Annotated in this window: 28 protein-coding genes and 1 pseudogene; 11 read left to right on the forward strand and 18 right to left on the reverse strand. The window is 43.0% G+C overall.

The window, feature by feature from the left end; all coding sequences use genetic code 11:
* On the forward strand, window positions 1-198 hold a 198-nt coding region (locus H4683_RS00005; RefSeq protein ID WP_192596782.1), incomplete at its 5' end, for a transposase.
* A 16-nt stretch (window positions 199-214) separates the two neighbouring features.
* Here H4683_RS00005 and H4683_RS00010 read toward each other — a convergent pair.
* A complete protein-coding gene (locus H4683_RS00010) occupies window positions 215-487 on the reverse strand; it encodes a hypothetical protein (protein WP_192596783.1) in 273 nt (90 codons plus the stop codon).
* A 136-nt stretch (window positions 488-623) separates the two neighbouring features.
* Between H4683_RS00010 and H4683_RS00015 the strand changes: the two genes are divergently transcribed.
* Both H4683_RS00015 and gerQ read left to right on the forward strand, forming a co-directional pair.
* Window positions 624-1,043, forward strand: coding sequence for a cell wall hydrolase (locus tag H4683_RS00015; protein ID WP_338062362.1), 420 nt, complete (start codon window positions 624-626; stop codon window positions 1,041-1,043).
* 24 nt (window positions 1,044-1,067) lie between these two features.
* The gene (gene gerQ / locus H4683_RS00020) at window positions 1,068-1,421 is read left to right on the forward strand and encodes a spore coat protein GerQ (protein ID WP_192596784.1); all 354 of its coding nucleotides are present in this window, start codon (window positions 1,068-1,070) and stop codon (window positions 1,419-1,421) included.
* 48 nt (window positions 1,422-1,469) lie between these two features.
* Here gerQ and H4683_RS00025 read toward each other — a convergent pair whose 3' ends face one another.
* The 6 genes from H4683_RS00025 to H4683_RS00045 all read right to left on the reverse strand — a co-directional run bounded on the left by H4683_RS00025 (window position 1,470) and on the right by H4683_RS00045 (window position 5,219).
* The gene (locus H4683_RS00025; RefSeq protein ID WP_192596785.1) at window positions 1,470-2,519 is read right to left on the reverse strand and encodes a beta-carotene 15,15'-monooxygenase; all 1,050 of its coding nucleotides are present in this window, start codon (window positions 2,517-2,519) and stop codon (window positions 1,470-1,472) included.
* 107 nt (window positions 2,520-2,626) lie between these two features.
* Window positions 2,627-3,007 (reverse strand): DUF423 domain-containing protein, encoded by a 381-nt coding sequence (locus tag H4683_RS00030; protein WP_192596786.1) that lies wholly within the window; start codon window positions 3,005-3,007, stop codon window positions 2,627-2,629.
* 282 nt (window positions 3,008-3,289) lie between these two features.
* Entirely contained in the window at window positions 3,290-3,553 is a 264-nt protein-coding gene (locus H4683_RS00035) for a YwdI family protein (protein WP_192596787.1), read from the reverse strand.
* Entirely contained in the window at window positions 3,550-3,726 is a 177-nt protein-coding gene (locus tag H4683_RS21185) for a uracil-DNA glycosylase (protein WP_338062374.1), read from the reverse strand. Before H4683_RS21185 ends, H4683_RS00035 begins: the two co-directional genes overlap by 4 nt.
* Window positions 3,727-3,773: 47 nt before the next feature.
* Complete coding sequence (locus H4683_RS00040) at window positions 3,774-4,460, reverse strand: uracil-DNA glycosylase (RefSeq protein WP_192596788.1); 687 nt, start codon at window positions 4,458-4,460, stop codon at window positions 3,774-3,776.
* A gap of 6 nt (window positions 4,461-4,466) precedes the next feature.
* Window positions 4,467-5,219 (reverse strand): DUF4230 domain-containing protein, encoded by a 753-nt coding sequence (locus H4683_RS00045; RefSeq protein ID WP_192596789.1) that lies wholly within the window; start codon window positions 5,217-5,219, stop codon window positions 4,467-4,469.
* A gap of 112 nt (window positions 5,220-5,331) precedes the next feature.
* Here H4683_RS00045 and H4683_RS00050 point away from each other — a divergent pair, with 112 nt between their 5' ends.
* From H4683_RS00050 to H4683_RS00070, 5 genes are all read left to right on the forward strand, one after another.
* The gene (locus H4683_RS00050; RefSeq protein ID WP_192596790.1) at window positions 5,332-5,598 is read left to right on the forward strand and encodes a hypothetical protein; all 267 of its coding nucleotides are present in this window, start codon (window positions 5,332-5,334) and stop codon (window positions 5,596-5,598) included.
* Window positions 5,599-5,661: 63 nt separating this feature from the next.
* Window positions 5,662-6,495, forward strand: coding sequence for a bifunctional hydroxymethylpyrimidine kinase/phosphomethylpyrimidine kinase (gene thiD / locus H4683_RS00055; protein ID WP_192596791.1), 834 nt, complete (start codon window positions 5,662-5,664; stop codon window positions 6,493-6,495).
* Between the two features lie 486 nt (window positions 6,496-6,981).
* A complete protein-coding gene (locus H4683_RS00060) occupies window positions 6,982-7,332 on the forward strand; it encodes a YojF family protein (protein ID WP_192596792.1) in 351 nt (116 codons plus the stop codon).
* 10 nt (window positions 7,333-7,342) lie between these two features.
* Window positions 7,343-8,029 carry a bacillithiol biosynthesis deacetylase BshB2 gene (bshB2, locus tag H4683_RS00065; protein ID WP_192596793.1) on the forward strand — a complete coding sequence of 229 codons (687 nt, stop codon included), beginning with the start codon at window positions 7,343-7,345 and terminating at the stop codon, window positions 8,027-8,029.
* A 157-nt stretch (window positions 8,030-8,186) separates the two neighbouring features.
* Window positions 8,187-9,542 (forward strand): YjiH family protein, encoded by a 1,356-nt coding sequence (locus H4683_RS00070; RefSeq protein ID WP_192596794.1) that lies wholly within the window; start codon window positions 8,187-8,189, stop codon window positions 9,540-9,542.
* 185 nt (window positions 9,543-9,727) lie between these two features.
* Here the strand turns inward: H4683_RS00070 and H4683_RS00075 are convergent, their stop codons facing one another.
* Entirely contained in the window at window positions 9,728-10,672 is a 945-nt protein-coding gene (locus H4683_RS00075) for an L-threonine 3-dehydrogenase (protein WP_192596795.1), read from the reverse strand.
* 191 nt (window positions 10,673-10,863) lie between these two features.
* On the opposite strand from H4683_RS00075, the gene H4683_RS00080 reads away from it, so the two are divergent.
* Window positions 10,864-11,535, forward strand: coding sequence for a hypothetical protein (locus tag H4683_RS00080; RefSeq protein WP_192596796.1), 672 nt, complete (start codon window positions 10,864-10,866; stop codon window positions 11,533-11,535).
* A 562-nt stretch (window positions 11,536-12,097) separates the two neighbouring features.
* On the opposite strand, the gene H4683_RS00085 is transcribed toward H4683_RS00080, so the two are convergent.
* The 10 genes and pseudogenes from H4683_RS00085 to H4683_RS00130 all read right to left on the reverse strand — a co-directional run.
* Complete coding sequence (locus H4683_RS00085) at window positions 12,098-13,288, reverse strand: glycine C-acetyltransferase (protein ID WP_192596797.1); 1,191 nt, start codon at window positions 13,286-13,288, stop codon at window positions 12,098-12,100.
* Between the two features lie 78 nt (window positions 13,289-13,366).
* Window positions 13,367-14,425 (reverse strand): hypothetical protein, encoded by a 1,059-nt coding sequence (locus H4683_RS00090; protein WP_192596798.1) that lies wholly within the window; start codon window positions 14,423-14,425, stop codon window positions 13,367-13,369.
* A gap of 99 nt (window positions 14,426-14,524) precedes the next feature.
* Window positions 14,525-15,157: a YczE/YyaS/YitT family protein gene (locus H4683_RS00095; RefSeq protein WP_192596799.1), complete on the reverse strand. Its 633-nt coding sequence runs from the start codon at window positions 15,155-15,157 to the stop codon at window positions 14,525-14,527.
* Window positions 15,158-15,317: 160 nt separating this feature from the next.
* Window positions 15,318-15,812, reverse strand: a complete 495-nt coding sequence (gene ybaK / locus H4683_RS00100) for a Cys-tRNA(Pro) deacylase (RefSeq protein WP_192596800.1) — start codon at window positions 15,810-15,812, stop codon at window positions 15,318-15,320.
* 101 nt (window positions 15,813-15,913) lie between these two features.
* Entirely contained in the window at window positions 15,914-16,498 is a 585-nt protein-coding gene (locus H4683_RS00105; RefSeq protein ID WP_192596801.1) for a hypothetical protein, read from the reverse strand.
* A gap of 99 nt (window positions 16,499-16,597) precedes the next feature.
* Complete coding sequence (locus H4683_RS00110; protein WP_192596802.1) at window positions 16,598-18,763, reverse strand: DNA topoisomerase III; 2,166 nt, start codon at window positions 18,761-18,763, stop codon at window positions 16,598-16,600.
* Window positions 18,764-18,930: 167 nt separating this feature from the next.
* On the reverse strand, window positions 18,931-19,623 hold the full coding sequence (locus H4683_RS00115; protein ID WP_192596803.1) for a VOC family protein: 693 nt from the start codon (window positions 19,621-19,623) through the stop codon (window positions 18,931-18,933).
* A gap of 73 nt (window positions 19,624-19,696) precedes the next feature.
* On the reverse strand, window positions 19,697-21,181 hold the full coding sequence (gene putP / locus H4683_RS00120) for a sodium/proline symporter PutP (protein ID WP_192596804.1): 1,485 nt from the start codon (window positions 21,179-21,181) through the stop codon (window positions 19,697-19,699).
* A 345-nt stretch (window positions 21,182-21,526) separates the two neighbouring features.
* A complete protein-coding gene (locus H4683_RS00125; protein ID WP_192596805.1) occupies window positions 21,527-23,161 on the reverse strand; it encodes an AMP-binding protein in 1,635 nt (544 codons plus the stop codon).
* A gap of 140 nt (window positions 23,162-23,301) precedes the next feature.
* Window positions 23,302-23,660, reverse strand: a pseudogene (locus H4683_RS00130) (glutamate synthase-related protein); the annotation flags it as partial.
* A gap of 111 nt (window positions 23,661-23,771) precedes the next feature.
* On the opposite strand from H4683_RS00130, the gene nfsA reads away from it, so the two are divergent.
* Both nfsA and H4683_RS00140 read left to right on the forward strand, forming a co-directional pair.
* Window positions 23,772-24,503, forward strand: coding sequence for an oxygen-insensitive NADPH nitroreductase (gene nfsA, locus H4683_RS00135; RefSeq protein ID WP_192596806.1), 732 nt, complete (start codon window positions 23,772-23,774; stop codon window positions 24,501-24,503).
* An 11-nt stretch (window positions 24,504-24,514) separates the two neighbouring features.
* Entirely contained in the window at window positions 24,515-25,681 is a 1,167-nt protein-coding gene (locus H4683_RS00140) for a class I SAM-dependent methyltransferase (protein WP_192596807.1), read from the forward strand.
* The last annotated feature ends 148 nt before the right edge of the window (window positions 25,682-25,829 follow it).

Raw genomic sequence — 25,829 nt, forward strand, 5'->3', positions numbered from 1 at the left:
CAACTTGACTATCCATTTATACAATCATTTATTCATGGCATCGAACAAGATATTAGTTCTGTCAAGTTAAGCATTCAGGAGCCGTGGAGTAACGGCCCGGTAGAAGGGCATGTCAATCGGTTAAAAACAATCAAACGAATGATGTACGGAAGAGCAAAATTTCAAGTGTTGAAAAACAGGGTTCTTTATGAACTATAATTATATTCTAATACTATTAACTTCTAGCAATGGAGCGGAATAGACCTTTTCCCCAAATGAGCGTAAGAGCCAGTAAACGTACCGATATTGATTGGATATCATCCATCTTCTTTGGATATTTTTCAATCGCAGCACTGAGCCGCTCCTCTGTTTTCGGACAATGATTGGGAAAATAGTCCGCAAAAATCGCTGGATACCTTTCGAAATACGTTTCCAAATCGACAACGGTGAGATCCTCTTTTGATTCAACTAATGATAGAAAGTCTGGAATGATATTGTGGATTTGCAAGTGAACTCCCCCCTTTCCTTTAGTTTACCTCATTCGTTTCCACTTTTCAGTTATTTTTGTTATATGAGTGACTGTCACTTTGCACTAGCATACTTAACGTCCCCATTGCATATGTTGGACTCAAGGGGGTTGTGCCGTGGCAGTGATAAAATCTACAGAGAAGGAAGTCGATCTTCTTGCACGATTGATGCGTGCCGAAGCTGAGGGGGATGGCCTTTTAGGTATGCTGATGGTTGGTAATGTCGGGGTAAACCGTGTGCGTACGGGTTGTCTTGATTTCAATGATATTCGTAATTTGGAGCAGATGGTGTTCCAGCGTCCTGGCGGCTTTGAAGCGACGACGAAATCTTACTTCTATCAGCGAGCGCGCGAACAGGACCGAAAACTAGCGAGACGGGTCATTGCTGGCGAACGTTTCCATCCGTCGACCCGTTCATTATGGTTTTTCATGCCTACCGGTGATTGCCCTGCCCAGTGGTATGGCCAGTGGAATACTGGTAGATTCAAATCACATTGTTTCTTCTCCCCTACGGAAAGCGATTGTCCGGAAATTTAAAATTGACGACGAGAGGATGACTAAATGGTCCAATATTATTGGAACCCTAATTTTCAACAGCAGCAACAACAGATGATACCCCCTCAAGTGACAATCCCGAGCGGAAGACCGCCTGGCTTACCTCAGCGAGAAGAATCCTACATCGAAAACATTTTGCGGTTAAATCGTGGTCAGCCGGGAACTTTTCACTTTTCGTTCGAACATGCCCTCGATTCGGGTAAGAATACGAAAACCGTGCGCGGCGTCGTGGAGGCGGCTGGTCGTGATCACGTCATCTTGAGCGAACCGAATACGGGACATCGTTTCCTGTTCCCGATGATCTATTTCGATTATGCCGAATTTGATAATGAAGTAAAGTATTTTACGCAACAACCATAATGAAAAAATCTTCCGACTGCCCGATGTGGGTTGCGGAAGATTTTTTGATTAATTATCAAGTTTTTGCTCTAGTGAACGTTGGAAGCTTTCGGGCTCATCCACGCGAATTGCAGCGGCAACAAATTCTTTTTCCCTTCCAAGGAACAACATCGCTTTGAGTGGGCGTTTGAAGTGAATAACACATTGTGGTTTTACCACTTCAAAATCACGGGCGATGAAGTCAATAATCCCTTCCTCTTTTAGGTTACACATTGACGCCTTTTCACCCCAATCAATCCGGTCAATTGCAGTGTATGGAATCTCCATACGTTTGCTGAGTCCGAGTGAGATCCTCATGTGATTTTCATCCAGAGTAAGTGGATTCAGTCGCACTGTTTGAATATCGGCAATGAAATAGATAACAGAATAGACATTGAGAACGAGAAGTACGATGGATAAGACCATCGATTTGTCGTGCAACCACCAATGAAATCCAAGTGTTTCAATGACAATCGCATGGATAAGCATCACATTGAATGCGATAAGGCTCGTTTTTTGATGGAGATAAAATCTTGATTCACCGATTAGCGGTTGTTGCTTCCAGGTTGCGAATGCATAGTAAAACATGAGTGTTTCAGCAGCAATCATTGTGATAAGCGGATGGGTGGATACTTTCTCTTTCACCATTACCGGAAATGCAAACAGGCTACTTACCTGGTCATTCTTAATTTCACCTACAATAGCGGGTAAATGCTTCATAAGAAGAATGATAAGACCCATTTCTGCTAGGACAATCAATCCTTCGATACCAATTGCAATATAGGGAATAAATTTGAATGGTTCGAAGTAAGTGGCGGGAATGATGAAGCGTGCTGCAACGAGCCCCAAGACCATAAATGTGATAAACCGTTTGATGGTGAAGCCTTTGTTACGGGTCATCGCAAGAATAAGAAGCGGCGCAACAATCGCCAAATCGAGCAAAGAGCCGAGGACAACCCCACTTGAGTCGGCTGGAATAGGCATAGCCGGTAACCGATAGATTATAAAATTGCTAACAAGAACGAGCAGGAGTACTAAACCAAATAGTCGTTGCTTTGATTGTGAGTGTGTCAAAATCAATGAAATCTCCCCCTTGTCTCTTAGTTTATCAAAAAAGGTTTGGGATGAACTACCAATAGTGTGACATATTGATGAATTTAAAAAAGACAAGGAAGATTTCCCTTGCCTTACTTACCAAATTTAACAGCTGCGACAATCAACATAATCCAACCAACAATGAATGCGACGCCGCCGATTGGTGTGATAGCGCCAAGAATCCCAACACCTGAGAGGCTTAGTACGTACAAGCTACCGGAGAAAATAATGATACCGGCCAATATCAGATAGCCTGCCCAAGATAACTGGGTTGACGGACCAAGAACAGCTGGACTCATGAGAATTCCGATGGCAATCAATCCGAGTGCGTGGAACATCTGATACTGGACAGCAGTTTCCCAGACTGCCAAATAATGTTCAGACAGTCTATCTTTTAGCGCATGTGCCCCGAATGCACCAAATGCAACAGCAATCGCCGCGTTGATAGCACCTGCAATAATGAAAAATGGCATGTTTCCTCCTACTTTCTTAGTTAAAATCGGCTTCACTTAGGAAAAGGGCTTAATGACTTCTCTAATCATATCCGTTTTAAAAAAATCATCTCTGCTCAAATGATGTAAATTTCCGTAATTTGAGAATACATCGTAATTTCCCCCGTTTGCTATCCGTCAGTTTCACATTTATATTCTCCAAGTTCACAAGGATATTCATCACTTCCCCTTGTTTATTCATCAGTTTCGCAAAGATATCCGTCAAGTTCACAATTTTATTCCCGAAACAAGACTTTGGAACTATTAAAAATCGAACAACGAGCCACCATTTGCGTCCTCTTCCTCGAGTAGCGTTCCTTCAAGTGAAGTGAGCGATTGTACTTCATTGCTGGAAGAGAGCATTTTAGGGACAATCCGCTCTTCCCGTTTCACTTCCCCACCTAGCGCAACTTCACAAAGCGATCTGACAGCGGATAATGCTTCCCGCATGGCGCGCTCGTCACCCGCACGTTTTGCGACGGACAATTGACGTTCCATTTCTGAAATGATCCGATCGTATGAAATCATCGCCTCACATCCCCCTTCTTCTGTGCGAAATTCAAACAATCCATGCCAGACGATCTTTTGACGACACTCGAGGGCAGTTCACGCGTTTTGAATCCATACGCCTTGCAACCACGCGGATTCCGCGGATCCCATGTTACGAAGAAATAGTGGCATTGAAAACAATTTACTGCCACAATGATCAACCTCTTTCCTCTTCACAGTATCACTGTTACTGTGCAAATTAAAGCGCGCCGCCTGTTTTACACCAGTCAATCGGCATTTCATCCCATGACTGCAAAATTCGGTTCGTTTCTGAGTACGGACGGCTGCCGATAAATCCGCGACTTGCGCTGAGCGGGCTCGGGTGGACCGATTCGATAATTGCGTGACGCGACGTATCGATGAGTTTCTTCTTATCCTGTGCTGGGCGCCCCCATAATATGAAAATGACTGGCTTTTCACGCTCCGATAACCGTTGAATCACTTCATTGGTAAACGTTTCCCATCCTTGACCGCGGTGCGAATTTGCCTGGGCTTCACGTACGGTAAGCACCGTATTGAGCATAAGTACGCCCTGTGCCGCCCACCCCGTAAGCGTGCCGCCAGCCGGTGGTTCACAACCGATATCCGATGCCAACTCTTTGAACATATTGCGGAGACTCGGAGGGATTTTCACACCCGGTTTCACTGAGAAGCTCAAACCATGTGCTTGTCCAGGACCGTGGTAAGGATCTTGTCCCAAAATGACGACCTTCACCTCATTAAACGGTGTCAATTTGAAAGCGGTCCACAGGTCATTCATATGTGGATAAATTATTTTCTCCGCGTATTCTTCCTTCAGAAATTCGCTTAGCTTCACATAATACGGTTTCTCAAATTCATTGCCGAGTAGTTTATCCCAGTCGTTACCGAATCTTTTTTTATCCATGCTTTGTCACTCCTTGAAATTGATTGTCACATCATAACCTGCGAATGAAAACATTTCACGCAACGTCTTCTCGGCGTTTTGTTGCGCCATTGTCAAGACACCGTGTTCCGCGGTTTCTTTCATTATCAGTTCTTTCGCTTCAGCAGCGAGTTCATATGCCTCTTCGATATTCGCTTTTTCACGAAAAATGCCTTCATATGAATACACTTCGACTTTATCGAAATAAATTTCCGCACCCCCTAAAAAGGTTGCAGGAGGCAATAGAAGTTTCGCAGTTTTCTTCTCTTCATCCACAATAACATCCTTGTCCGTCAACGTGGACAGATTAACACCTGCTTTTACGGAACCTGGGATGACGACGAGTAACTGCCGTTTTGTGCCTGGCAAATTAAGCCCAATGCTTTGGCCGAACAGCGTGTTATCTTGTCTTTCAATGACCACTTTTGTATAGGCCTCCGCTGTCGCCAGTTCGTTCAACTCCTGGATTTGCTCAAGGAATGCGCCTTTTGCTTCTGTGTATGTACTTCCCTGTTTCAGAAAATACATCGTCGCGAACGGTAAAGCAACGACAAGGAGTAAAATAAGTAGTGCGATTGCAATGAAGGTTTTTTTCCATAATGAAAAGAAAATTTTCCCTACGCCCCAGAAACCGGATGGGCGGTCTTCAATTTCATCCACCGTGACCGCGGTTTCATTCTCAGAAGCCTTCAATTCTTTCAGCAGTCGCTCGATTTCGTCCAACTTCCGCTCATCCGTCATGTCATCCCTCTTTTCCTCTTAATCCGACACTATCTTATACGTTTAGACTATAGGAAAGTTTCGATACAAACAACTAGAAAGACATGGTACGATTGAGTGGGAGGGATGCGATGTGGCCGATTTGGGGTTACGAGAAAAGATGAAAATAATTGCGCAAGCCGCAAAACATGGTGAAAATATACCTGAGGGCTCCAAAGGTGCAGGGCTTATCGCCTTTCTAATTCTTTTTGGATGCGCCATTATCGTCCTATTTGCACTCGCCATTGGGTTGATGATAAATGGACATAGAATAAGTGCGGCTGTCTTTTTCATCATCGCTGTACTCTTGACCTACTCCATCTTCAAAATGATGAAGGCTGACGACATTCAACATTTGTAATTTTTGTTCATCTTGATTAAGATTAATTGTAAATCCATTTAAATTAAAAGGGGACGTTCCACTATGACGTTGAAAAAGACTTTAACAATTGCAGGTTCAGATACATCAGGCGGCGCAGGAATCCAAGCCGATTTAAAAACATTCCAGGAGCATGGAACATACGGCATGACAGCACTTACGGTCATTGTGACGATGAATCCGGACAATCATTGGAGCCATAACGTTTATTCACTACCGATTGATGTGTTAAAAGCGCAAATTAAAACAGCATTATCCACAGGAGTCGACGCTATTAAGACGGGTATGTTGAGCACGGAAGAAGTCATCCAAACGGCGGGCGAGGCAATTACAGAATCTGGACTTGACCATGTTGTCATCGATCCGGTCATGGTATGTAAAGGCGAAGACGAGGTACTCAATCCAGGAAATGTCGACGCGATGGTCAAATACCTGCTTCCGAAAGCAGAAATCGTGACACCAAACTTGTTCGAAGCAGGACAGCTTGCAGGAACAAAAACACCGAAAACGATTGACGATATGAAAGTAGTCGCGGAAAAAATCCATTCACTTGGCGCACGCAATGTCGTCATTAAAGGCGGCAAACAATTGGAACATGCTAAAGCAGCAGACTTGTTTTATGACGGCAAGACGTTCACACTTCTTGAAGCAGAAAAGTCGGAAACACATTATAACCATGGTGCGGGTTGTACGTTTGCAGCTGCAATCACTGCGAATCTTGCAAATGGGCTTGCTGTGAAAGAAGCTGTCATCGAAGCGAAGAAATTTGTTACAGCCGCAATCGCGAATGGCTGGAAACTGAACGACTATGTCGGCCCCGTCATGCACGGCGCAAAAAACCGTTTTGGTGCACCTGAAATTACGACAACTGTAGTTTAATGAAATGAAACTTTTATCAGTGGGGGATCCCTTATCCCTCGCTGATTTTAAAATTGGCAGGGCAATCGGTTAAACTGTCATGGTTCGTACGAACTGACATGGCAATTCGGGGAACTGGAAGGGCAATCGGTTAAGCTGTCATGGCTCGTACGAACTGTCATGGCAATTCGGGGAACTGGAAGGGCAATCGGTTAAGCTGTCATGGCTCGTACGATGCTAGTCACATAGACAAAGCTGCATGACGTAGTCAATTTAGTCAATTTAGGATAACTAGATGCAACGACCAGGAGATAATCTTTTTCCCGGTCGCTTTTCTTGTTGTCCAGCTTCAGGCGCCAATCCCTCGGAGGCCCACAAGATGTGGGTCACGCAGCCGTTGCCGCAGGAAGCGGCGCCTTACGCTTTTCTTGTTTCAAACAGGGAAATCGCATTCAACATTCGTTTTCGATATACTTATTATGAAGTACTCTTTAAGGAGGTTTTTACATGGAGAAAGTTAAACCCGAACACTTACAGGAACTCATCACTTCCTTTGCAAATAAAGATGTCTACATCCATCTTGAAACAACGAATGGCTCCTATGCTGCTCATTTCAATGAAGGATTTTTCAATGCCGGCGCATTCATCCGGAATATCGTCATCAAATACGAACTCGGAAAAGTGGCTGGTGAGTCGCCACACCGCATCGGTTTGAAACTACCCTCCGGTTGGATTTATGCACAAGGAATCACCCATTATAAAGTCGACGAACACGGACGCCTTCTCATGGCTGGACTTGATCCTGAAGGGAAATTGGCGGTGGCGCTTGAAATAAGCGAGACACCATTCACGTATTAAGGAGGATTTATTGATGATAAAAAAAGAACGTCATGTATTGGTCATATTCCCTCATCCTGACGACGAGGCTTTCGGTGTATCCGGCACAATTTCCCTCTACAGAGAAATGGGCGTCCCCGTTACCTATGCTTGTCTGACACTCGGTGAAATGGGCCGGAATCTTGGAAATCCACCGTTTGCAAATCGAGAAACATTGCCACAAATTCGGAAAAGCGAGTTAAAAAAAGCGTGTGAAGCAATGGGGCTAGACGATTTACGAATGATGGGGTTACGGGATAAAACAATTGAGTTTGAAGACGATGAAAAAATGGTGCAGCTCGTCACAGATCTGATGGAAGAGACAAATCCTTCACTCGTCATTTCATTCTACCCCGGCCTGTCTGTTCACCCCGATCATGATGCCTCTGCACGCGCAGTTGTTCGTGCAGTTCGGAGAATTTCTGAAACAGAACGTCCCACTCTCTATACAATTGCATTCGCTAATAATACAATCGAGGTACTTGGTGAACCTGATATCACTCATGATATTACAACTGTTTCAAAGAAAAAATTTGCTGCACTGCAATCACATGCATCCCAAACCGTTTGGATGATGAAGGATATGGAAAAGAAATTAGAGGCGCAAGATCCTGATGCGATGAAATGGTTCCAGAATGAGCGTTTTTATACGTATCGATGGGATCGGGACTTTGAATAAGTTTTCTAACGGGGCCACAGTCTTTATGACTGTGGTTTTTTGCGAAAATTATAGACTGGAAAATAAAAGTAGGTTATACTTTATTTATATATGAAAAAAGACTGATAGCTTGTATACTTATACAAGCTATTCATTTTTAAAGAAGGGGAGAATTCAGTTGAAAAAATTTGGTCTTTCTACATGGCTATTGTTTCTATTACCATCGATTCTCGGTATTATTTTATTCATGATCCCCTTAAAGTTTAACAGCGGCTGGAAAGTACCGATTGCCAAACTAGCGGATCTTCTATCAGGCACGATTGCTCCTATCATGCCTTGGACTGCGACAATTATTCTTATGGTTGCTGCACTTGGTTCGATTTTATTTTTAGCTGTGAGGCCTAGTAAACGTAAACCATCATTTATTACGGGTTTATTCAAAGTATCGTTCTTCTGGACGGTTGTTCGGATTGTCGGAGCCGTGTTTGCATTACTCGTCATGCTCAAAGTTGGACCTGAAGCAATCTGGAGTGAGAATACCGGTGGCCTACTACTCGATCCAAATGAAGGACTTGTCACGTTTCTCTTCACCATTTTCCTTTTTGCAGGATTGTTGTTGCCACTTCTCCTTAATTTCGGGTTACTCGAATTTTTTGGAACGATGATGGTGAAAATCATGCGTCCACTATTTAAATTGCCTGGCCGTTCATCGATTGATGCGCTTACGTCATGGATTGGGGACGGAACAATTGGTGTACTGCTCACAAGTAAACAGTATGAAGAGGGCTATTATACGAAAAAAGAAGCGGCAATCATTGGAACAACATTTTCAGTCGTATCCATCACGTTTTCCATTATCATCATCGGATATGTTGGACTTGAAAAATATTTCCTACCGTTTTATGGAACTGTCATTTTGACTGGTCTCATACTCGCTTTTATTATGCCACGCATCTATCCGTTAGCTGGAAAAAAGGATGAATATATTGACGGAAGACCCTTTACTGGCGATGATGAAAAATTGCCTAAGGGATATAATTCATTATCTCACGGTCTTGAAAATGCATTGATAAAAGCGAGTACAAATCGCTCGTTTTTCAAAACGTTTACTGAAGGATTCAAAAACGTCCTTGATATGTGGATTGGTGTCATTCCTGTCGTCATGGCTTTCGGGACGGCCGCCCTCATTTTTGCGGAATATACGAGTGTCTTCACAATTTTAGGAAAACCATTCGAACCGATTCTATCCGTTCTAGGCGTTCCTGAATCAGCAGATGCCGCGCAACTTATGGTGGTTGGATTCACGGATATGTTCCTGCCAGTTATTTTGGCTAAAGGACTTATCACATCCCAATTGACATTGTTTGTCGTTGCTACGATTTCTGTGACACAACTTGTTTTCATGGCTGAAGTCGGCGGTTTACTACTAGGGTCAAAAATCCCAGTAAACTTTGTCGATCTCGTTGTCATTTTCCTTTTACGAACATTGATTGCGTTGCCTATTATCGCTGGAGTGGCACATCTTTTATTTTAATGGAATACGGAGAGGCCTCGCTTATCGTTGCGGGGCTTTTCCTGTTGGATTACTTTAAGTTTGAGTCGTAAGTTTCATGCGCGGTAGCAAGGCTCGTTTGCGCTTAGGCCTGCCTGATTTGTTACTTGGATGCGAGACTTCATTCCACACTAAAAACCACGGAATATATTCCGTGGCCTTTAGTGTTATGCACTCAATTTCAGCTTCAATTTCAACAGCATATCCGCTGTCATTTTATCCAAATTATAATTTGTTTTAAAACCCCATTCAGCAATGGCAACTGATGGATCGATTGAATCAGGCCAACTGTCAGCAATTGCTTGACGTACAGGGTCAACATCGTATGCGATTTCAAACGACGGAATATGCTTCTTGATTGAAGCGGCAATTTGCGATGGTTCGAAGCTCATCGCTGTCACATTAAACGCATTCCGATGATCCAATTTTGTAGGATCCGCTTCCATTAAATCAACAATCGCCTGCAACGCATCTGGCATATACATCATGTCCATATATGTGCCTTCCGCAATATAGGATGTATATTTCCGTTCTTCCAATGCTTTGTAATAAATATCGACCGCATAATCCGTTGTCCCTCCACCAGGTTGCGCTACATATGAGATAAGTCCCGGGAAACGGACGCCCCGTGTGTCGAGTCCAAACTTATGGAAATAATAATCGCAAAGTAATTCACCCGCGACTTTATTGACCCCATACATGGTCGTTGGGCGTTGCAGCGTATCTTGCGGCGTATCTTTTTTCGGCGTTGACGGGCCAAATGCACCAATCGAACTTGGTGTGAAAAATTGCATATTCAATTCGCGTGATACTTCAAGTGAATTCATCAACCCACCCATGTTGAGGTTCCATGCAAACAATGGCTCCTCTTCCGCTTTTGCAGATAATAGCGCCGCCATATGCATCATCGTATCTGCACCGAAATCTTTTGCAAGGGTATGCATTTTATTGGTATCTGTCACATCAAGAATTTCGAAAGGTCCCTCTATTGCTGAATTCGTACGACGTATATCTGTTGCCAATACATTATCCGTACCATATTCTGAACGAAGCTTTGCAATCAATTCGGAACCAATTTGCCCGAGAGCACCTGTCACCATTATTTTCTTCATTTCTATACACCCCATTAGTAGACGTTTGTGTTTTTGGAGAGAACACTCAATTCGAAGTTAATCATTAACTCATATTTAATCGATTAATTTCATTATAAGTTGTTCGTTCCAAAAACACAATAATGATTTCATTATATATAAAGTTATGTCGGATTTTTCTGGTATAATGAAAGAAAAATGCGAGGTGCATAATGTCTAAAAATAAGCCTTTCTTCTTTTCAAAAGTGTTCAAATTCGTTCTACTCATTGTTATCGGGACTCTACTTACGCTTATTTTATCTGCATATGGCGTTTCCAAATGGATTACCATTGTTGCGGTACTCACGCTATATGTTTCTGTCACCACCCTATGGCCGATTCACATCATCTACAAATCAAAATCACTCCGTTTTATTGACAACTACATTTCCAGCAATTATAAGAGACCCATTTTCGGTTATTCCTACGCTCTAGCCTATGGTAATAAACGCGATGTCGAAGATTCCTTGAAGCGCATCATGAACACATATAAACAAAAGGATATACAGGATGTATACGGAGCGAATCTGGCTATTTTTCAAAATGATTCCAGAAAACTGCTAGATCATGCAAATCATATCGCCGGACAGGAATTCAAGGATTATTATCAAGGATTTGCCTATGTGATGACTGGTAACTTTGAAAAAGCTGGGGAGTTTCTCGCAAAACTGCATACACCTTGGATGATTCATGCATTGAAAGCCCATCTTGCCCTAAAACGTGGCAATCAAGATGAATTTCGTCTGGAGGCAGATCAATCCATTAATAGTGCGATTGGTATGCAAAAGTATGTCCTGCATCATACATTGAGGCGAATAGAAAATGAAGAGTTTTCAATAGTTTGAAAAGGAAAAGTCTGCTTGGCCGCGGACTTTTTTGTTTGAGTGAGTATTTGCGTGATTGGGATGGTCTATTCGCATGACAGTTTCGGCGGTTGCCATGACAGTTCTGCGATTTGCCATGACAGTTGCCACGCGCCATTACAGTTTACTCGATTGCCCTCACAGTTCTGCGATTCGCCATGACAGTTGCCACGCGCCATTACAGTTTACTCGATTGCCCTCACAGTTCTGCAATTTGCCATGACAGTTGCCACGCGCCATTACAGTTTACTCGATTGCCATGACAGTTCTGCGATTCGCCATTACAGTTGCCACGCGCCATTACAGTTTCGACGGTTGCCATGACAGTTCTGCGATTCGCCATGACAGTTGCCACGCGCCATTACAGTTTCGACGGTTGCCATGACAGTTCTGCGATTCGCCATGACAGTTGCCACGCGCCATTACAGTTTACTCGATTGCCCTCACAGTTCTGCAATTTGCCATGACAGTTGCCACGCGTCATCCAATTCAATTCAAAAACCCCGGACAGCCTTAGCTACCCGGGGTACGTTTACCAATTCAATTATGAAATTACGCCAAGTTCTTTTCCAACTTTAGCGTAGATTTCTAGTGCATTGTCGAGCATTTCTTTCGTATGGGCTGCAGTCGGCATATTGCGGACGCGGCCTTTTCCTTTGGCAACTGTTGGGAAGACGATTGATTTTGCGTAGACGCCTTCTTCCGCGAGACGCTTTGAAAACTGTTGTGTCAACTTCTCTTCGCCTATGATGCAAGGGGTAATCGGTGTTTCCGATACGCCAATGTTAAAGCCGAGCTTGGAGAGTCCAGCTTTCAAGTAGTTACCATTTTCCCACACTTTGTCATGGAGTTCAGTGGATTCCATGATTTTATCGAGCGCGCCCATGATTGCCGCAACGTCGCCAGCTGGAAGTGCTGTAGAGAACAGGAAGGGACGTGAACGAACTTTCAACCAATCAATTAATTCCTGCGTCCCTGCGACATAGCCACCTACGACACCAATTGCTTTCGACAAGGTACCAATTTGGAAATCAATCTCTTTTTCAAGACCGAAATGTTTCACGGTCCCTTTTCCTTTGCCCATGACGCCAGATCCATGCGCATCATCGACATAGGTGATCAAATTGAATTCCTTCGCAATCTTGACAATTTCCGGAAGATTGGCAACGTTGCCGTCCATCGAAAAGACACCATCCGTAATGTACATTACTTTCTCATACAAACCAGATTCCATCGTCGCTTTCGCTTTCGCACGAAGGTCATCCATATCCTGATGATTAATGCGGATGACTTTCGCACCAGAAAGGCGGCAACCGTCAATGATTGAAGCGTGGTTCAGTTCATCCGAAAGAATCGCATCCTTTTTGTTCATAACTGCAGAAATCGCCGCCATATTACAATTGAGACCAGATTGGTAGAAAATCGCTGCTTCGGTTCCTTTGAACTCCGCAAGCTTCTCTTCAAGTTTCACATGGATATCGAGCGTACCGTTTATCGTGCGAACAGCCCCTGCACCGACGCCGTATTTTTCAGTTGCTGCAATCGCAAGCTTCTTTAAATCTTCATCAGTCGCTAACCCCAAGTAGTTATTTGATGATAAATTAATAAGGTCATTGCCTTTTATTTTAATAATTGGGCCATTTGGACCTTCAACTGGATCGATTTCATTATAGAGGCCTTGTTCACGGAGTTCTTTTAAATTTTCCCGTAAAAATGTATCGAGTACTTTTGACAAAGCAATCTTCCTTTCAAACTGATGATACCTCTATTTTACCACACGTTGAACCCTTGTGTAGAATGAGGTACATCCCGGTCAAAAAAGGTTAAAGAGTACTTTTGATTTCTCTTCAAAAGCGGCTTGCTTAATGGCAGAATCCATTGTACTAATCATGCTATTTTCAGCTTGTGCATAAGACTGCATATACCCAGTCGCGTCGAGGATTTTTTCTCTATAGGCCTCACTAATACGGCTGATTTTCTCTTCCGCATCCGTATCATCCGTACACATCTGTACGAGGTCCAGCAATTCATCTCCCGGACGTTCCGGATCGTAGGCATGCGGTTTCGTCGCGTCGAGAATGCAAACCGACAATTCTTTGAAAAGGACGAGATCCACCCCACTCGGATCGAGTCCGCACCATCCGTAAAGAACGTCAAATCCTCGTTTTTCTGCTACAGCTCCAAGCGCTTTCATCAGCGTCGATTTACCAGTGCCAGGAAGACCCTTAATAAGGATCCGCCTTTCCGTCCGCTTTGTAATCGAGGGAATGAAATCCTGCGCCCCACCCGACGTCAATGAACCGATAAGCCTATGTGAAACAGTCGATTTTTTATTTAACTCGACTATTCCAAACAACTCTTCTATTAACGATTCAATAAGTTTTTCATGTAGATCCCACATCATCCGCTCGATGTTCACCACTTCCCACTCGTCGTGGATTTTCTTTGCAGCGGCAAGCGTTTCTAAAGATTTTACAAGCGCGGTCTCCGCTTCTCCCAATTTTCCTACGACAAATCCGTTCTGCTCACGTAACTTTGCTTCATCGTACACATCGTAAAAGCTGACTACTTGGTGCCGCCCCCCTATATCCACAGGTTCTAGTGCAACCGGATGTGACGCTTGAATGAAGAGGATATTTGGACCTTTCACGAAAATGGCATCCGTCTTGTCAGGTTGCACGGGGTTCATGAATCTGTCAACATCAAATCCCCGTTTCACAAAATGCATCACGGTTTCATTTAATAAGTTTGAAATTGCATTCGTCGGAGGACACTTCAAAAATAACGTTTTAGACGCAGAAGCAATCAGTGTGTCATATTTATGGGAAATCCCAAGTCCTGTATAGGCTGTCCCCATATATTGGGTTATCATTCCGTATATGTCGACCATCCTTTCTGTACATATGATTAACCTATGCGCGGATAACAAAAAAAAGCACCGCTTAGATGCGCGTGCTTCAAAAAATTCATTTTAGAATAAAATCTTTTCGTCTTCCTCACCTATCAATTTCAATAATAATTTCCGAGATTGAGGGAGCGTATAATGGACAAATTGCCCGATAAGGAGAGCGATTATAACTGTACCGACCCCAACAGGACCACCGAGCAGCCAACCAAGGAGCGCAACAACAACTTCAATCATTGTACGTATTCTCTTCACACTAATCCCCAGCTTATCGACTAGTAGAAGCATAAGACTATCACGTGGACCAGCACCAATATTCGGAGATACATAGACCCCGACACCATAGGACATGACTACAATACCTATTATAAAAATAGTTATTTGCCCGATTAGAGTAGTGAAATCTGGAAGCAACCAGTTAAATATGTCTATAAAAATTCCAAGAAGCAACATGTTGAGCCATGTTCCAATTTTCGGCCATTCTTTCAAAACCATAGCCGTCGCAATAATAATAACAAACCCTGTTATAATTCCCCATGTACCGATTGTTAATCCAAATTTTTGATATAAACCAACATGCAAAACATCCCAAGGTCCGATACCGAGACGCTGCCCTTTGATGGTCATTGAAATACCAAGGGAGACTATTAATAAGCCACCTAAAAAAAAGGCCCATCTCCAAAACAAAATCTTTCTCATTCTAATCCTTCTTTCTAAAACCTACACATTAAATGAAAAGCGCAAGGCGACGCTCAGACACTGTTCCATGTCGAAAAAATTTAAAAATCATCCACGAAAAGCATGAATGATTATTTCAATAACCTATTCATTGTAGCATGCGCATCGCCTAAGATACATGCTATCTATCTTTCACGATATCACAAAATGACGCATCAATTGAGTGAGCAAGCGCTTCAGGCACTAGTCTCAATTGTAATCCAGGTTTTCCTGCGCTAACAATTATTTTATCGATTTCCTTAGCAGAATGGTGAATAAACGTTGGATACTTCTTTTTCATACCAATTGGCGAACAACCGCCTCGCACATAACCCGTCTCTTTCGTCAGATCTTTCAACGGTAACATATCCAACTTCTTTACATCTGCTGCTCTCGCCGCTTTTTTCAGGTCAAGTTCGAGTGCCACAGGAACTAAAAAAATGAAAAGCTCTCTCAGTCCCGCAATTGTGACTAACGTTTTATAGACACTATCCACTGATTGCCCCGTTTTTTCTGCGACGGAGACACCGTCCAGCAAGCCGTCGTTTACATCGTACTCCATTAGATCGTAGACAATACTCTCGCCATCCAAAATCCGTACTGCATTCGTCTTTACTTTCTTATTTTGTTTAGCCATCCGTGCATCTCCTTTTCTGAAGTTGTCGAGAGCCAGGGTACCAGACGCTCCCCACTCAAAACGAAAAGGTCGCCATTTTATAGGCGACCTTACATATCTAATTACGCACTCTCATAATAATCAGGCCAACCTATCTCAAATCCATTTTGCTTCATTTGAATTTGATATGTGTAAGTTGAAATTGCCTTCTCGTACCTTTTTTGCACTTGAGGTAGTTCCCGTAAAACGTTAAAAGGAAGTTTCACAGATGCCTCTTTTACAGTTCCTGCCTCATTGATGGCCTTGGCATGATTATGAAGAGCAATTTTAGCTTCCATTCGCATAGTTTTAGCTGATGCTGTTGCTGCAAGTTGGTAATCTGCAGTCGACGGTTCCGGTATGAAAATTGCTTCAGTACGTACAGAACGCCAAATATCTATCGCTTCTTCAAGAGTTTTCCCGATTGGCAACGTAATTTGTTTAACTTGCCCTGCACCAAACTGCTCCGGTTGAGCTCTTCTCTCTAATGGAGCAGTTTCTGGTTCTTTTCTCCCTAACAGTAAAGCTTCTAGATTTTTTACTATTTTTTGATTTTCCCCATTGTATTTCACATTGCGGTCATAGGCACTTTCCGCATTTCTGCGCCTGATTGTATCATAATGTTGCGATTGCTCGCGGGCAGTCGTATGTGTCAAAACGGCATTCATAAACTTCACCTCCAAATAGTCCTTACAACACAAAACTGTTGATTACATTATACTTACTTTTTCAACTTAAATATATCCGACAAAAGTTCCTAAATTCACTCATTTTTCAAATAGCTTCTTAAGTGCATCTGCCATCGCCGTATTTTCTGGCTCTTCCTGCTTCTGCATGAATTTCTGAACATCACGCTTATCCGCCTTCTTTCCGCCAGAATTTTCTCTGCGCTTCTCAAATGCCGATAATTTCTCACGATGGCCGCATTTACAGACGAAAATCTTACCATCGCCCTCTCCACGCAACTCCAATTTCTTTTTACAGACAGGACATCTTGCATTTGTCAATGTGGAAACGTTTTTCCGGTGTCCACATTCTCGGTCCTGACAGACAAGCATCTTGCCACGTTTGCCGTTCACTTCCAGTAGGAGTTTGCCACAATCCGGACACGTTTTCCCAGTAACATTATCATGCTTGAATTTTTTATCATCCGTCTTGATTTCCGTTACCGTTTTTTTCGAGAATCCAATCATTTCTTTCATGAACGCTGCTTTTTTCATTTTACCATTCGCAATTTTCGACAATCCTTGTTCCCACTCCGCAGTTAGTGCAGGTGACTTCAAATCTTCTGGGACGAGTTCTAGTAGTTGTCGACCTTTTGATGTTGTGTAAATATCGTTCCCTTTTTTCTCCATGACGAATGAGCCGAATAACCGTTCAATGACGTCCGCGCGTGTCGCGACAGTCCCTAGTCCGCCCGTTTCACCAATTGTCTTGATGAGTTCTTTCGATTCACCTTGCATGAACTGCACAGGATTTTCCATCGCTCCTAGTAAAGTTCCTTCATTGAACCGTGCAGGTGGCTTCGTTCTCCCGTCCGTCATGACAACAGCATGGGTTTTCAGTTCATCACCTTTTTTGAATGAAGGAAGTGTATCCGTATCAGCTTCTTCTTCATCTGTCGAATAAACTTTCTTCCATCCTTCATCCGTGACTGTCCGGCCTTTTGCATTGAACATCTCACCGCCCACCACAAGTTCTACTAGTACCTGATCATAACGGAATGCGCCAAAGAACACGGCCAAAAACCGCTTAACGATTAAATCATACAGACGTTGTTCCTGGCTAGAAAGATTTTGGAGAATTGGCGTTTCCTCTGTTGGAATGATGGCATGATGATCCGATACTTTTTTATCATCAATGACGCCCTTCTGCGGTTTGACAGTTCCCGAACGAAGTAGCATATTGACTGCTTTCCGGTAGGGTCCGATATCAACTGCTTTAATACGCTCTTTCAACGTATTCTCCATATCTGATGTCAGATGTTTCGAATCAGTTCGTGGATACGTCACTGCTTTATGACGCTCATATAACCCTTGTAATGTCGACAGCGTTTCTTTCGCAGACCATGACCAACGGCGATGCGCTTCCTTCTGCAGTTCTGTCAGGTCAAATAATAACGGTGCAGGTTGTGATTTCGGTGTTGTTTTCACTTCAATCACTTTCCCTGTATGAACCCCGTCCAGTTTCGACAACAACTTTTCAATAATTTCTTTATCAAAAGACTGTGTCTGTCCTGCCTTATCATGCCAAGTAAACTTCGCCGTTTCCGTGAGTGCTTGCATGCCGTAAAACAATCTTGGTTTAAAGTCACGAATTTGCTTTTCCCGTTCCGCAATCATTGCAAGCGTTGGTGTCTGTACACGTCCTGTTGACAGTTGGGCATTGTATTTCACTGTCAATGCCCGCGTCGCATTTATACCGACAACCCAGTCCGCTTCCGCACGAGCAACCGCCGCCTCATATAAATTTTCATATGCACGACCGTCTTTCAAATTATTGAATCCGTCTTTGATTGCCTTATCTGTAACTGATGAAATCCATAACCGTTTAACAGGCTTGCGGACTTTCGCCATCTCTAAGATCCAACGTGCAACAAGCTCTCCTTCACGCCCGGCATCCGTTGCGATGATGATATCTTTGACATCATTACGCTTAAGCTGGGCCTTCACTACGTTGAACTGTTTTGATGTCTGACGGATTGGTACAAGTTTGAACGGCTCCGGTATGATAGGCAAATGTTCGAGCTTCCACTCCTTGAATTCATTGCCATAGCCTTCTGGATCCGCATGTGTCACAAGATGCCCGAGAGCCCATGTGACGATATAATTTGTTCCTTCGAGAAACCCGTTCCCTTTTTTATTGCAGCCAAGAACCCGTGCGATATCGCGTGCCACGGACGGCTTTTCAGCAAGTACAAGTGATTTGGACATAAGTAAATCCCCTTTCTACATACATCGATTATACGGTAGATTTAAGTTCAATGCATGTCGGGTGGATAAAATCAGGCCAAACAACAAAAAAACTCACCATAACCGCAAACATCAACTAAAAGGGAGAATAATGGTTTACTCATGCTGAATTTCCTGGAACTTCTGGGTTAAACTTGACCAACGATGACAGCACTCAATCTGTCCTTGCCGTCTTCCTGTTCAATAAATCTCAAAACCACATTATCCAATGCAATTTGATTGGCGTCGCCGACTTTGTGTGATAATAAACCCGCCCACATCGCTGTTTCTTTCAAAGGATTGGCCACATTAAACACACATTCTTTCACTTCAATCTTTTCATTTTCAGCTGAAATCGTTCCGTCTTCACGCAACTTCGCGAGGCGTACCTCTTCCGCATCCTCCCATTCGATGAAAAACGGATAGGGCAATTCATCCGAAATCGCTTGATCTACAAAAAGCATTTTCCACTTCCGCAACTTGTTATCCACTGTATACCGCTCTGCATTTAGTACGCCAGATGTCTTGAATCCCTTGATTTTAATTTCCTCATTGAATTCCTCAATACAATCCACAGACAGACAAATCGTTCCCCATCCTTCACTTGTTTCCAAATCATGAAGTAGCAAACTTGTAAGCGGATGATTCACATTTTCCGCGATGGCCATCTGTTCAATTGACAACCATTCGATATATGCATTCTTCACGTACATTAGTGCATTATGTGTCCCCCATTTTTCATGGCGACCACCGACAACAGCGTGACGTTCGATCGCTTGTTGCTCAGCCACTATTTGTACAGGTGCTTTTTCTGTGAAGTAAACAACATGGTCCAGTTTCATGGTAATATTCCCTCTTTCTTCATTATAAATGGGTAGAAGAAAAGCCTGCAATCTAACCATTGCAGGCTTCAAATTATTTGTCTTCGTTCAGAATTTTAATTGTTGCTAAAAATTCTTTATCGATTTCAGCGTTTGGTCTGTATGTGGCATTACTAACGACAACTGCAACAATCAGACAGAGGATGAAACCAGGAACGATTTCATAAAGAGTGTTATGCAATGCATCGACATTTCCCCAAATCATAACCATAACGGCACCGGCTATCATTCCCCATAGCGCTCCTTTTGTAGTAAGTTTACGCCAATAAAGAGATAGAAGGATAATTGGACCAAATGAGGCACCAAATCCAGCCCATGCAAACGATACGATATTTAAAATGGATTCATTATTCGGCCAAGCAAGTACCATCGCAATTAACGAGACAACAAGGACAGCCATTCTTCCTAAAAAGACATAATGCTTATCCGTTGCATCTTTCTTCATGAACGTTTTGTACAAATCTTCGACAAGTGCAGAAGACGATACAATTAATTGTGAAGAAATTGTACTCATAACAGCCGCAAGAACTGCCGCTAGCATGATCCCTGCGATAAATGGATGGAAGATAATTTGCCCGAGGACAATGAACACCGTTTCTTTATCCGCCAGCGTTACACCCGCATTCTGCTGAAAATAAGCAATCCCAACAAGTGCTGTGGCAACCGCACCGAACAGGCTTAAGAACATCCAGCTAATTCCGATTCGACGTGCCTTTTTGGCTTCCTTATGAGAACTAAGCGCCATAAAGCGGACAATGATATGCGGCTGTCCGAAATAACCCAGTCCCCATGCAACTGCGGACAAGATACCTAGGAAAGTTGCTCCTGATACGAAGTTCAGCAGTTGCGGATTTACAGTCCGGATACTTTCCGTAGTTTCTGTAAACCCTCCTGTAATGAATACACCTACAATCGGAACAAGGAGAAGGGCAAAGAACATAACGATACCTTGAACAACATCCGTATAACTGACCGCTAAAAACCCGCCGAATAATGTATAAAAAATAACGACAGCAGAAACAATCAGCAGACCGGCGTGATAGTTCAGCCCGAATGAGCTAAGGAAAAACTTACCGCCTGCAACCATTCCTGAAGACACATAAAATGTGAAAAAAGTAAGAATGATAACACCAGAAGCAATCCGTAAGAGACGTGATTTATCTTTCAAACGACTTTCCAAGTAACTAGGAATTGTAATAGAATCACTGGAAACTTGTGTATAGACACGAAGACGTGGTGCAACGAACACCCAGTTCAAGTATGCTCCGAGTGTCAAACCGACAGCAATCCATGCTTCAACAAGTCCATTAAGATAGATTGCACCAGGCAATCCCATAAGCAACCAGCCCGACATATCTGCAGCTCCGGCACTAAGCGCAGTAACAGCTGGACCAAGTGCACGTCCGCCAAGCATATAATCTGTTAGATTGGATGTACGTTTGAATGCATACCATCCAATGAAAATCATCGCCGCCATGTATAAAATAATTGCAATTAATTGATACATTTCAGTTGTCATATTGAATCCTCCTTTTATCAATAAATTCTATTATACCATATTTTATGCATAAAACCATTTCCGGAATACTTTACGAAATAAATTGTATAATTACTAGCTATATAAGTTAAATTTAAGTTTTATACTTCTTTTATTAATTCTATATATACTTGTTTGTCGCGTTTTTTTCAACTATTCAAGTATAAATGGGCCGATGATCTTTCGTTCAACTTATATAGCGACAAATTGTTTGCATCTCTCCGAAATTCCCTGGTAAATAAGGCTAGTCCGACGAGGAACTAGTTGAACACTAATAAGAAAAAGCGCATTTCCTCAATTTTCATAGAAACCCGACTTTCCTCATTGCTATTTATGTGATTTTTCAATAGACATCTCACGCAATTTAAACTTCTGGATTTTTCCTGATGCGGTCATTGGATATGCATCTATAAATTCAATGTACCTCGGAATTTTATAATAAGAAATACTTCCCTTACAAAATTCACGTACCGCCTTTGCATCCAGTTCCACTCCATCTTTCGGAATAATCCATGCCATCAATTCTTCACCGTATTTCGGATCAGGTACACCAACAACTTGTACATCGGATATTCCCGAATGAGTATATAAAAATTCCTCAACTTCTTTCGGATAAATATTTTCCCCACCACGAATAACCATATCCTTGATCCGCCCAGTAATATCGATATACCCTTCTTTATCCATAACGGCAATGTCACCTGTTCGAAGCCATCCCTCTTGGTCAATTGCAGCACGTGTTGCTACTTCGTTATTATAATACCCTTTCATTACATGATAACCACGTGTGCAGAGTTCTCCGGGTATCCCCACTGGAACATCTTCTCCAGTTTTAGGATTAATGATTTTCACTTCGACATATGGATGTGGTTTCCCGACAGTCGATACACGCTTTTCGATTGGATCGTTCGTCCTTGTTTGTGTAATAACTGGTGACGATTCCGTTTGCCCATAACAAATCGTAATCTCCTCGATTCCTAAATCTTCAATCACACGCTTCATCACTTCAATCGGGCATGTTGAACCTGCCATGATTCCTGTGCGTAACGTTGATGTGTCGAATTTCTTGAAATCTGGATGATTCAGTTCGGCTATAAACATCGTTGGAACGCCATGCAATGCCGTGCATTTCTCATCTTGCACGGCCTGCAAAACCCGAACTGGCTCAAATTGCTCTACAATTACCATCGCAGAGCCATGTGTCACTGCCGCAAGTGTCCCTAATACGCAGCCAAAACAGTGAAAAAACGGGACTGGAATGCACACACGATCTTGTTCGGTCAATTTCATATAATCTCCGATAATCTTCCCGTTATTAACCACATTATTATGCGTCAGCATGACCCCTTTCGGAAACCCGGTTGTGCCAGACGTATATTGAATGTTAATGACGTCATCCGGTTCAAGTGATTGAAAACGCTCTTCTAACTCAACATCAGTCACTCCATCCGCGTGCGACATGAATTCCGACCACTTATACATACCTTGTTCTTCACGCTCAGACATAAGGATAATCCGTTTGAAGTGTGGGAGCTTATCAGTTGAAATCCCACCCTTTTCACTAGTCAGCAATTCAGGGCAAACCTTACGGATAACTTCGATATAACTTGTTCCTTTAAAGCTCTCGTCCAAAATCAATGTCGTAGAATCAGACTGTCCCAGCAAATACTCCAATTCCGTTGCCTGATAATTTGTGTTCACCGTGACAAGGACAGCCCCCATCTTCCCTGTCGCAAATTGACTCAGCAGCCACTCTCGTTTGTTATCTGACCAAATGGCGACATGCTCGCCTTTAGCAATCCCCATACCGATAAAAGCTTTGGCAAGTTCATCCGTTTCTTCATCAAATTCCTGATAGGTTTTACGGACTTCATGTTCTGGATAAACATACGCCTCTTGTGTAGGATGCAATTGTGCCTGTTCCCTCACGATTCCCCCCACTGTTTTATGTAACAACATCATATACCATTCCCCTTTCCTAGCTCTACATCTAATGTTATCATATAATTCAGAACCTAAGAAACGATTTTTCTTAAATAAACTAAATAAATTCACAAAAATACCGTTCTCCCCCTCCTTTAGAGTGAACGGTATTCTATATTTCATTCCACAGGAAAAATTCGACCACGTTCGTCTTTATACACAACATGATGACGCGCAAGCTTTGTCGGTGAATCTAGGCCAGCCACTCCAGCGATACAAAACAGTCCTTCTCGCATCGTCAAAATATAATTCGTCACACGGAATTTCTTATCCTCCACAACAAGCCCTTGTTGCAACTTCTTATCCGTTGTCGCAACAGCTGCTGGACAATCATCGGTATGGCAACGATGCGCCATAATGCAGCAAACCGAAATCATGAAACCGCGCGCGATTTGGACAAGGCCTGCCCCATCGCAAGGACAATTGCCGCCTTGTCTGGTGTTGTAATCTTACCCGATGCAATAATTTTCACACAATCTCATACTTCACTCCAACTCATTGTTCCCACCCCTTTTCAAGCTTTATAGGTAGTTTACCGCTAACTAAGTCTGGTATTCTTAATTATATAGAAATTTTCTGGAGGGATTCCATGGTGATTAAATTGTTAACGGCTCATACATCCGTTAGGAAGTATAAAGACGTTCCACTATCGAAAGAACAAGTCCATGAGCTTATTCACGCAGGTCAACATGCTGCAAGTTCCCATTTTGTGCAGGCCTACTCTGTCATTCACGTAACGGATACCAGCAAACGGGAAAGACTAGCCGAGCTATCCAAAAATCCACGACAGTTTTTATCAGCAGGTGCTATACTCATCTTTTGTACGGATTATTGCCGACTAGAGAAGGCGGCGCATTTAATAGGTAGGGATATCGACTTTACACATGCGGAAAACTTACTTGTAGGTGCCATCGACGTTTCATTGTTTGCCCAGAATGTCGCCATTGCTGCAGAATCAAAAGGCTATGGCATATGTTACATCGGCGGCGTACGCAATGCGCCACAGGAAGTTAGCAACTTACTTGGTTTACCAAAAGGCGTTGCTCCGATGTTTGCCATGTCGATTGGCATACCTGACGAGGCGAATGAAGTGAAACCGAGACTACCCATCGAAGCAATCATTCACGAAAATAGCTATGATCCCGATAAATACGACGAACTCATTCCCGCTTATAACCAAACCATGAACGATTATTACGTAAGTCGTGGAGCAAATCAGAAAAATACCAATTGGTCCGAGGACATGGCAAGTTTTCTAGGCGCGCCAAAACGGCAGCATATGAAAGAGTTTTTGAAAGAGCAGGGATTTGAGTTTAACTAGGAGCGATTGCGATGCAATTTGAAGAATTAGTAGATGAACTGACACGCCGTATGATGGATGGCTCATTCATTAGCGGTACAGTTAGCCAACCCCGTACGAAGACTGATGAAGTGAAACGTGTCAAGGTAAAACCCGTGGAACTCAAAGGCGAGCTACATATTCAATTTGAATACCAATTCGAACGCGTTTTAAAACACGAAAACGTAACAGCCGATGAAGTACATGGTAAGCTCGAAGAATTATTGGAACGCTTCAGACAGGTAAACAGTGAGTTTACTGATGAAAAAGTTCATATACAACTGTCAAAAAAACGCAAAGTAATGTGGAAATCGGATAAGGTGCAGTCCAGGAAAGTCGCCGATCTATCGCATAACCGAAAGAAAAATTATTTACTTGATGAGTTCACACCCTACCCATTTTTAGTACGACTTGGCGTGCAGACACCTGATGGTAAAGTAAAAAAACAAAAGCATGACAAATTTCGGCAGATCAACCGGTTTGTCGAATTCATCGACGATTCCCTTGCTCATTTACCAACAGACCGCCCTGTCCGCATTCTCGATTTCGGCTCTGGAAAATCATATTTAACGTTTGCGCTCTATCATTATTTGCGCATTGAAAAAGGCCTCGACATTCGTGTAACTGGCCTTGATTTGAAAAAAGAAGTCATTGAGGAATGTAGTGTCATTGCGCAAGATCTTGACTACGAAAATCTAGAATTCCTCGTCGGCGATATAAACGATTACAATGACGAAACGTCCGTCGATATGGTTGTCACACTTCACGCTTGTGATGTTGCAACCGACATGGCACTCGCCCGCGCAGTGAAGTGGGGAGCGAAAGTTATTTTAAGTGTTCCTTGTTGCCAACACGAACTGTTCAATCAAATCAAGTCGCCCGCACTCGATGTCATGCTTCAGCATGGACTTATCAAAGAACGATTCGCTGCACTCGCCACCGACTCAATCCGTGCTGAATTGCTGTCACTCGTCGGTTACGAAACACAACTATTAGAGTTCATTGACATGGAGCATACGCCGAAAAACATCTTGATACGTGCGTATTATACAGGACAGGAACCTTCTGCTGCTGACTTTACACGCTACAATGAATTCAGAAATTTATTGAATGCTGAGCCGTTTTTGGAAGGGGAATTGAAGGATTTGTTGGATAAATGAGTGAACCAATCCACTAGCGGGAGTTTTTTAATTGTGCGGATCGGTCGCTTCGATGAAGGTATCAGTCGCTTGGGCGTGAGATTGGTCGCTTCGATGCGTGAATCGGTCGCTTAGGCGTGGGATTGGTCGCTTCGATGAAGGAATCAGT

Origin of the sequence: Sporosarcina limicola, from assembly GCF_014873855.1 — a bacterium.
In the GTDB taxonomy this organism is placed as follows: Bacteria; Bacillota; Bacilli; order Bacillales_A; family Planococcaceae; genus Sporosarcina; species Sporosarcina limicola.

Bases quoted from the DNA above. Each gene is read 5' to 3' on its own strand.
- gerQ (WP_192596784.1), top strand. From the start codon at position 1,068: ATGGTCCAATATTATTGGAACCCTAATTTTCAACAGCAGCAACAACAG.
- H4683_RS00030 (WP_192596786.1), bottom strand. From the start codon at position 3,007: ATGCCATTTTTCATTATTGCAGGTGCTATCAACGCGGCGATTGCTGTT.
- H4683_RS00035 (WP_192596787.1), bottom strand. From the start codon at position 3,553: ATGATTTCATACGATCGGATCATTTCAGAAATGGAACGTCAATTGTCC.
- H4683_RS00040 (WP_192596788.1), bottom strand. From the start codon at position 4,460: ATGGATAAAAAAAGATTCGGTAACGACTGGGATAAACTACTCGGCAAT.
- H4683_RS00045 (WP_192596789.1), bottom strand. From the start codon at position 5,219: ATGACGGATGAGCGGAAGTTGGACGAAATCGAGCGACTGCTGAAAGAA.
- thiD (WP_192596791.1), top strand. From the start codon at position 5,662: ATGACGTTGAAAAAGACTTTAACAATTGCAGGTTCAGATACATCAGGC.
- H4683_RS00060 (WP_192596792.1), top strand. From the start codon at position 6,982: ATGGAGAAAGTTAAACCCGAACACTTACAGGAACTCATCACTTCCTTT.
- H4683_RS00075 (WP_192596795.1), bottom strand. From the start codon at position 10,672: ATGAAGAAAATAATGGTGACAGGTGCTCTCGGGCAAATTGGTTCCGAA.
- H4683_RS00080 (WP_192596796.1), top strand. From the start codon at position 10,864: ATGTCTAAAAATAAGCCTTTCTTCTTTTCAAAAGTGTTCAAATTCGTT.
- H4683_RS00090 (WP_192596798.1), bottom strand. From the start codon at position 14,425: ATGATAACCCAATATATGGGGACAGCCTATACAGGACTTGGGATTTCC.
- H4683_RS00095 (WP_192596799.1), bottom strand. From the start codon at position 15,157: ATGAGAAAGATTTTGTTTTGGAGATGGGCCTTTTTTTTAGGTGGCTTA.
- ybaK (WP_192596800.1), bottom strand. From the start codon at position 15,812: ATGGCTAAACAAAATAAGAAAGTAAAGACGAATGCAGTACGGATTTTG.
- H4683_RS00105 (WP_192596801.1), bottom strand. From the start codon at position 16,498: ATGAATGCCGTTTTGACACATACGACTGCCCGCGAGCAATCGCAACAT.
- H4683_RS00110 (WP_192596802.1), bottom strand. From the start codon at position 18,763: ATGTCCAAATCACTTGTACTTGCTGAAAAGCCGTCCGTGGCACGCGAT.
- H4683_RS00115 (WP_192596803.1), bottom strand. From the start codon at position 19,623: ATGAAACTGGACCATGTTGTTTACTTCACAGAAAAAGCACCTGTACAA.
- putP (WP_192596804.1), bottom strand. From the start codon at position 21,181: ATGACAACTGAAATGTATCAATTAATTGCAATTATTTTATACATGGCG.
- H4683_RS00125 (WP_192596805.1), bottom strand. From the start codon at position 23,161: ATGATGTTGTTACATAAAACAGTGGGGGGAATCGTGAGGGAACAGGCA.
- nfsA (WP_192596806.1), top strand. From the start codon at position 23,772: ATGGTGATTAAATTGTTAACGGCTCATACATCCGTTAGGAAGTATAAA.
- H4683_RS00140 (WP_192596807.1), top strand. From the start codon at position 24,515: ATGCAATTTGAAGAATTAGTAGATGAACTGACACGCCGTATGATGGAT.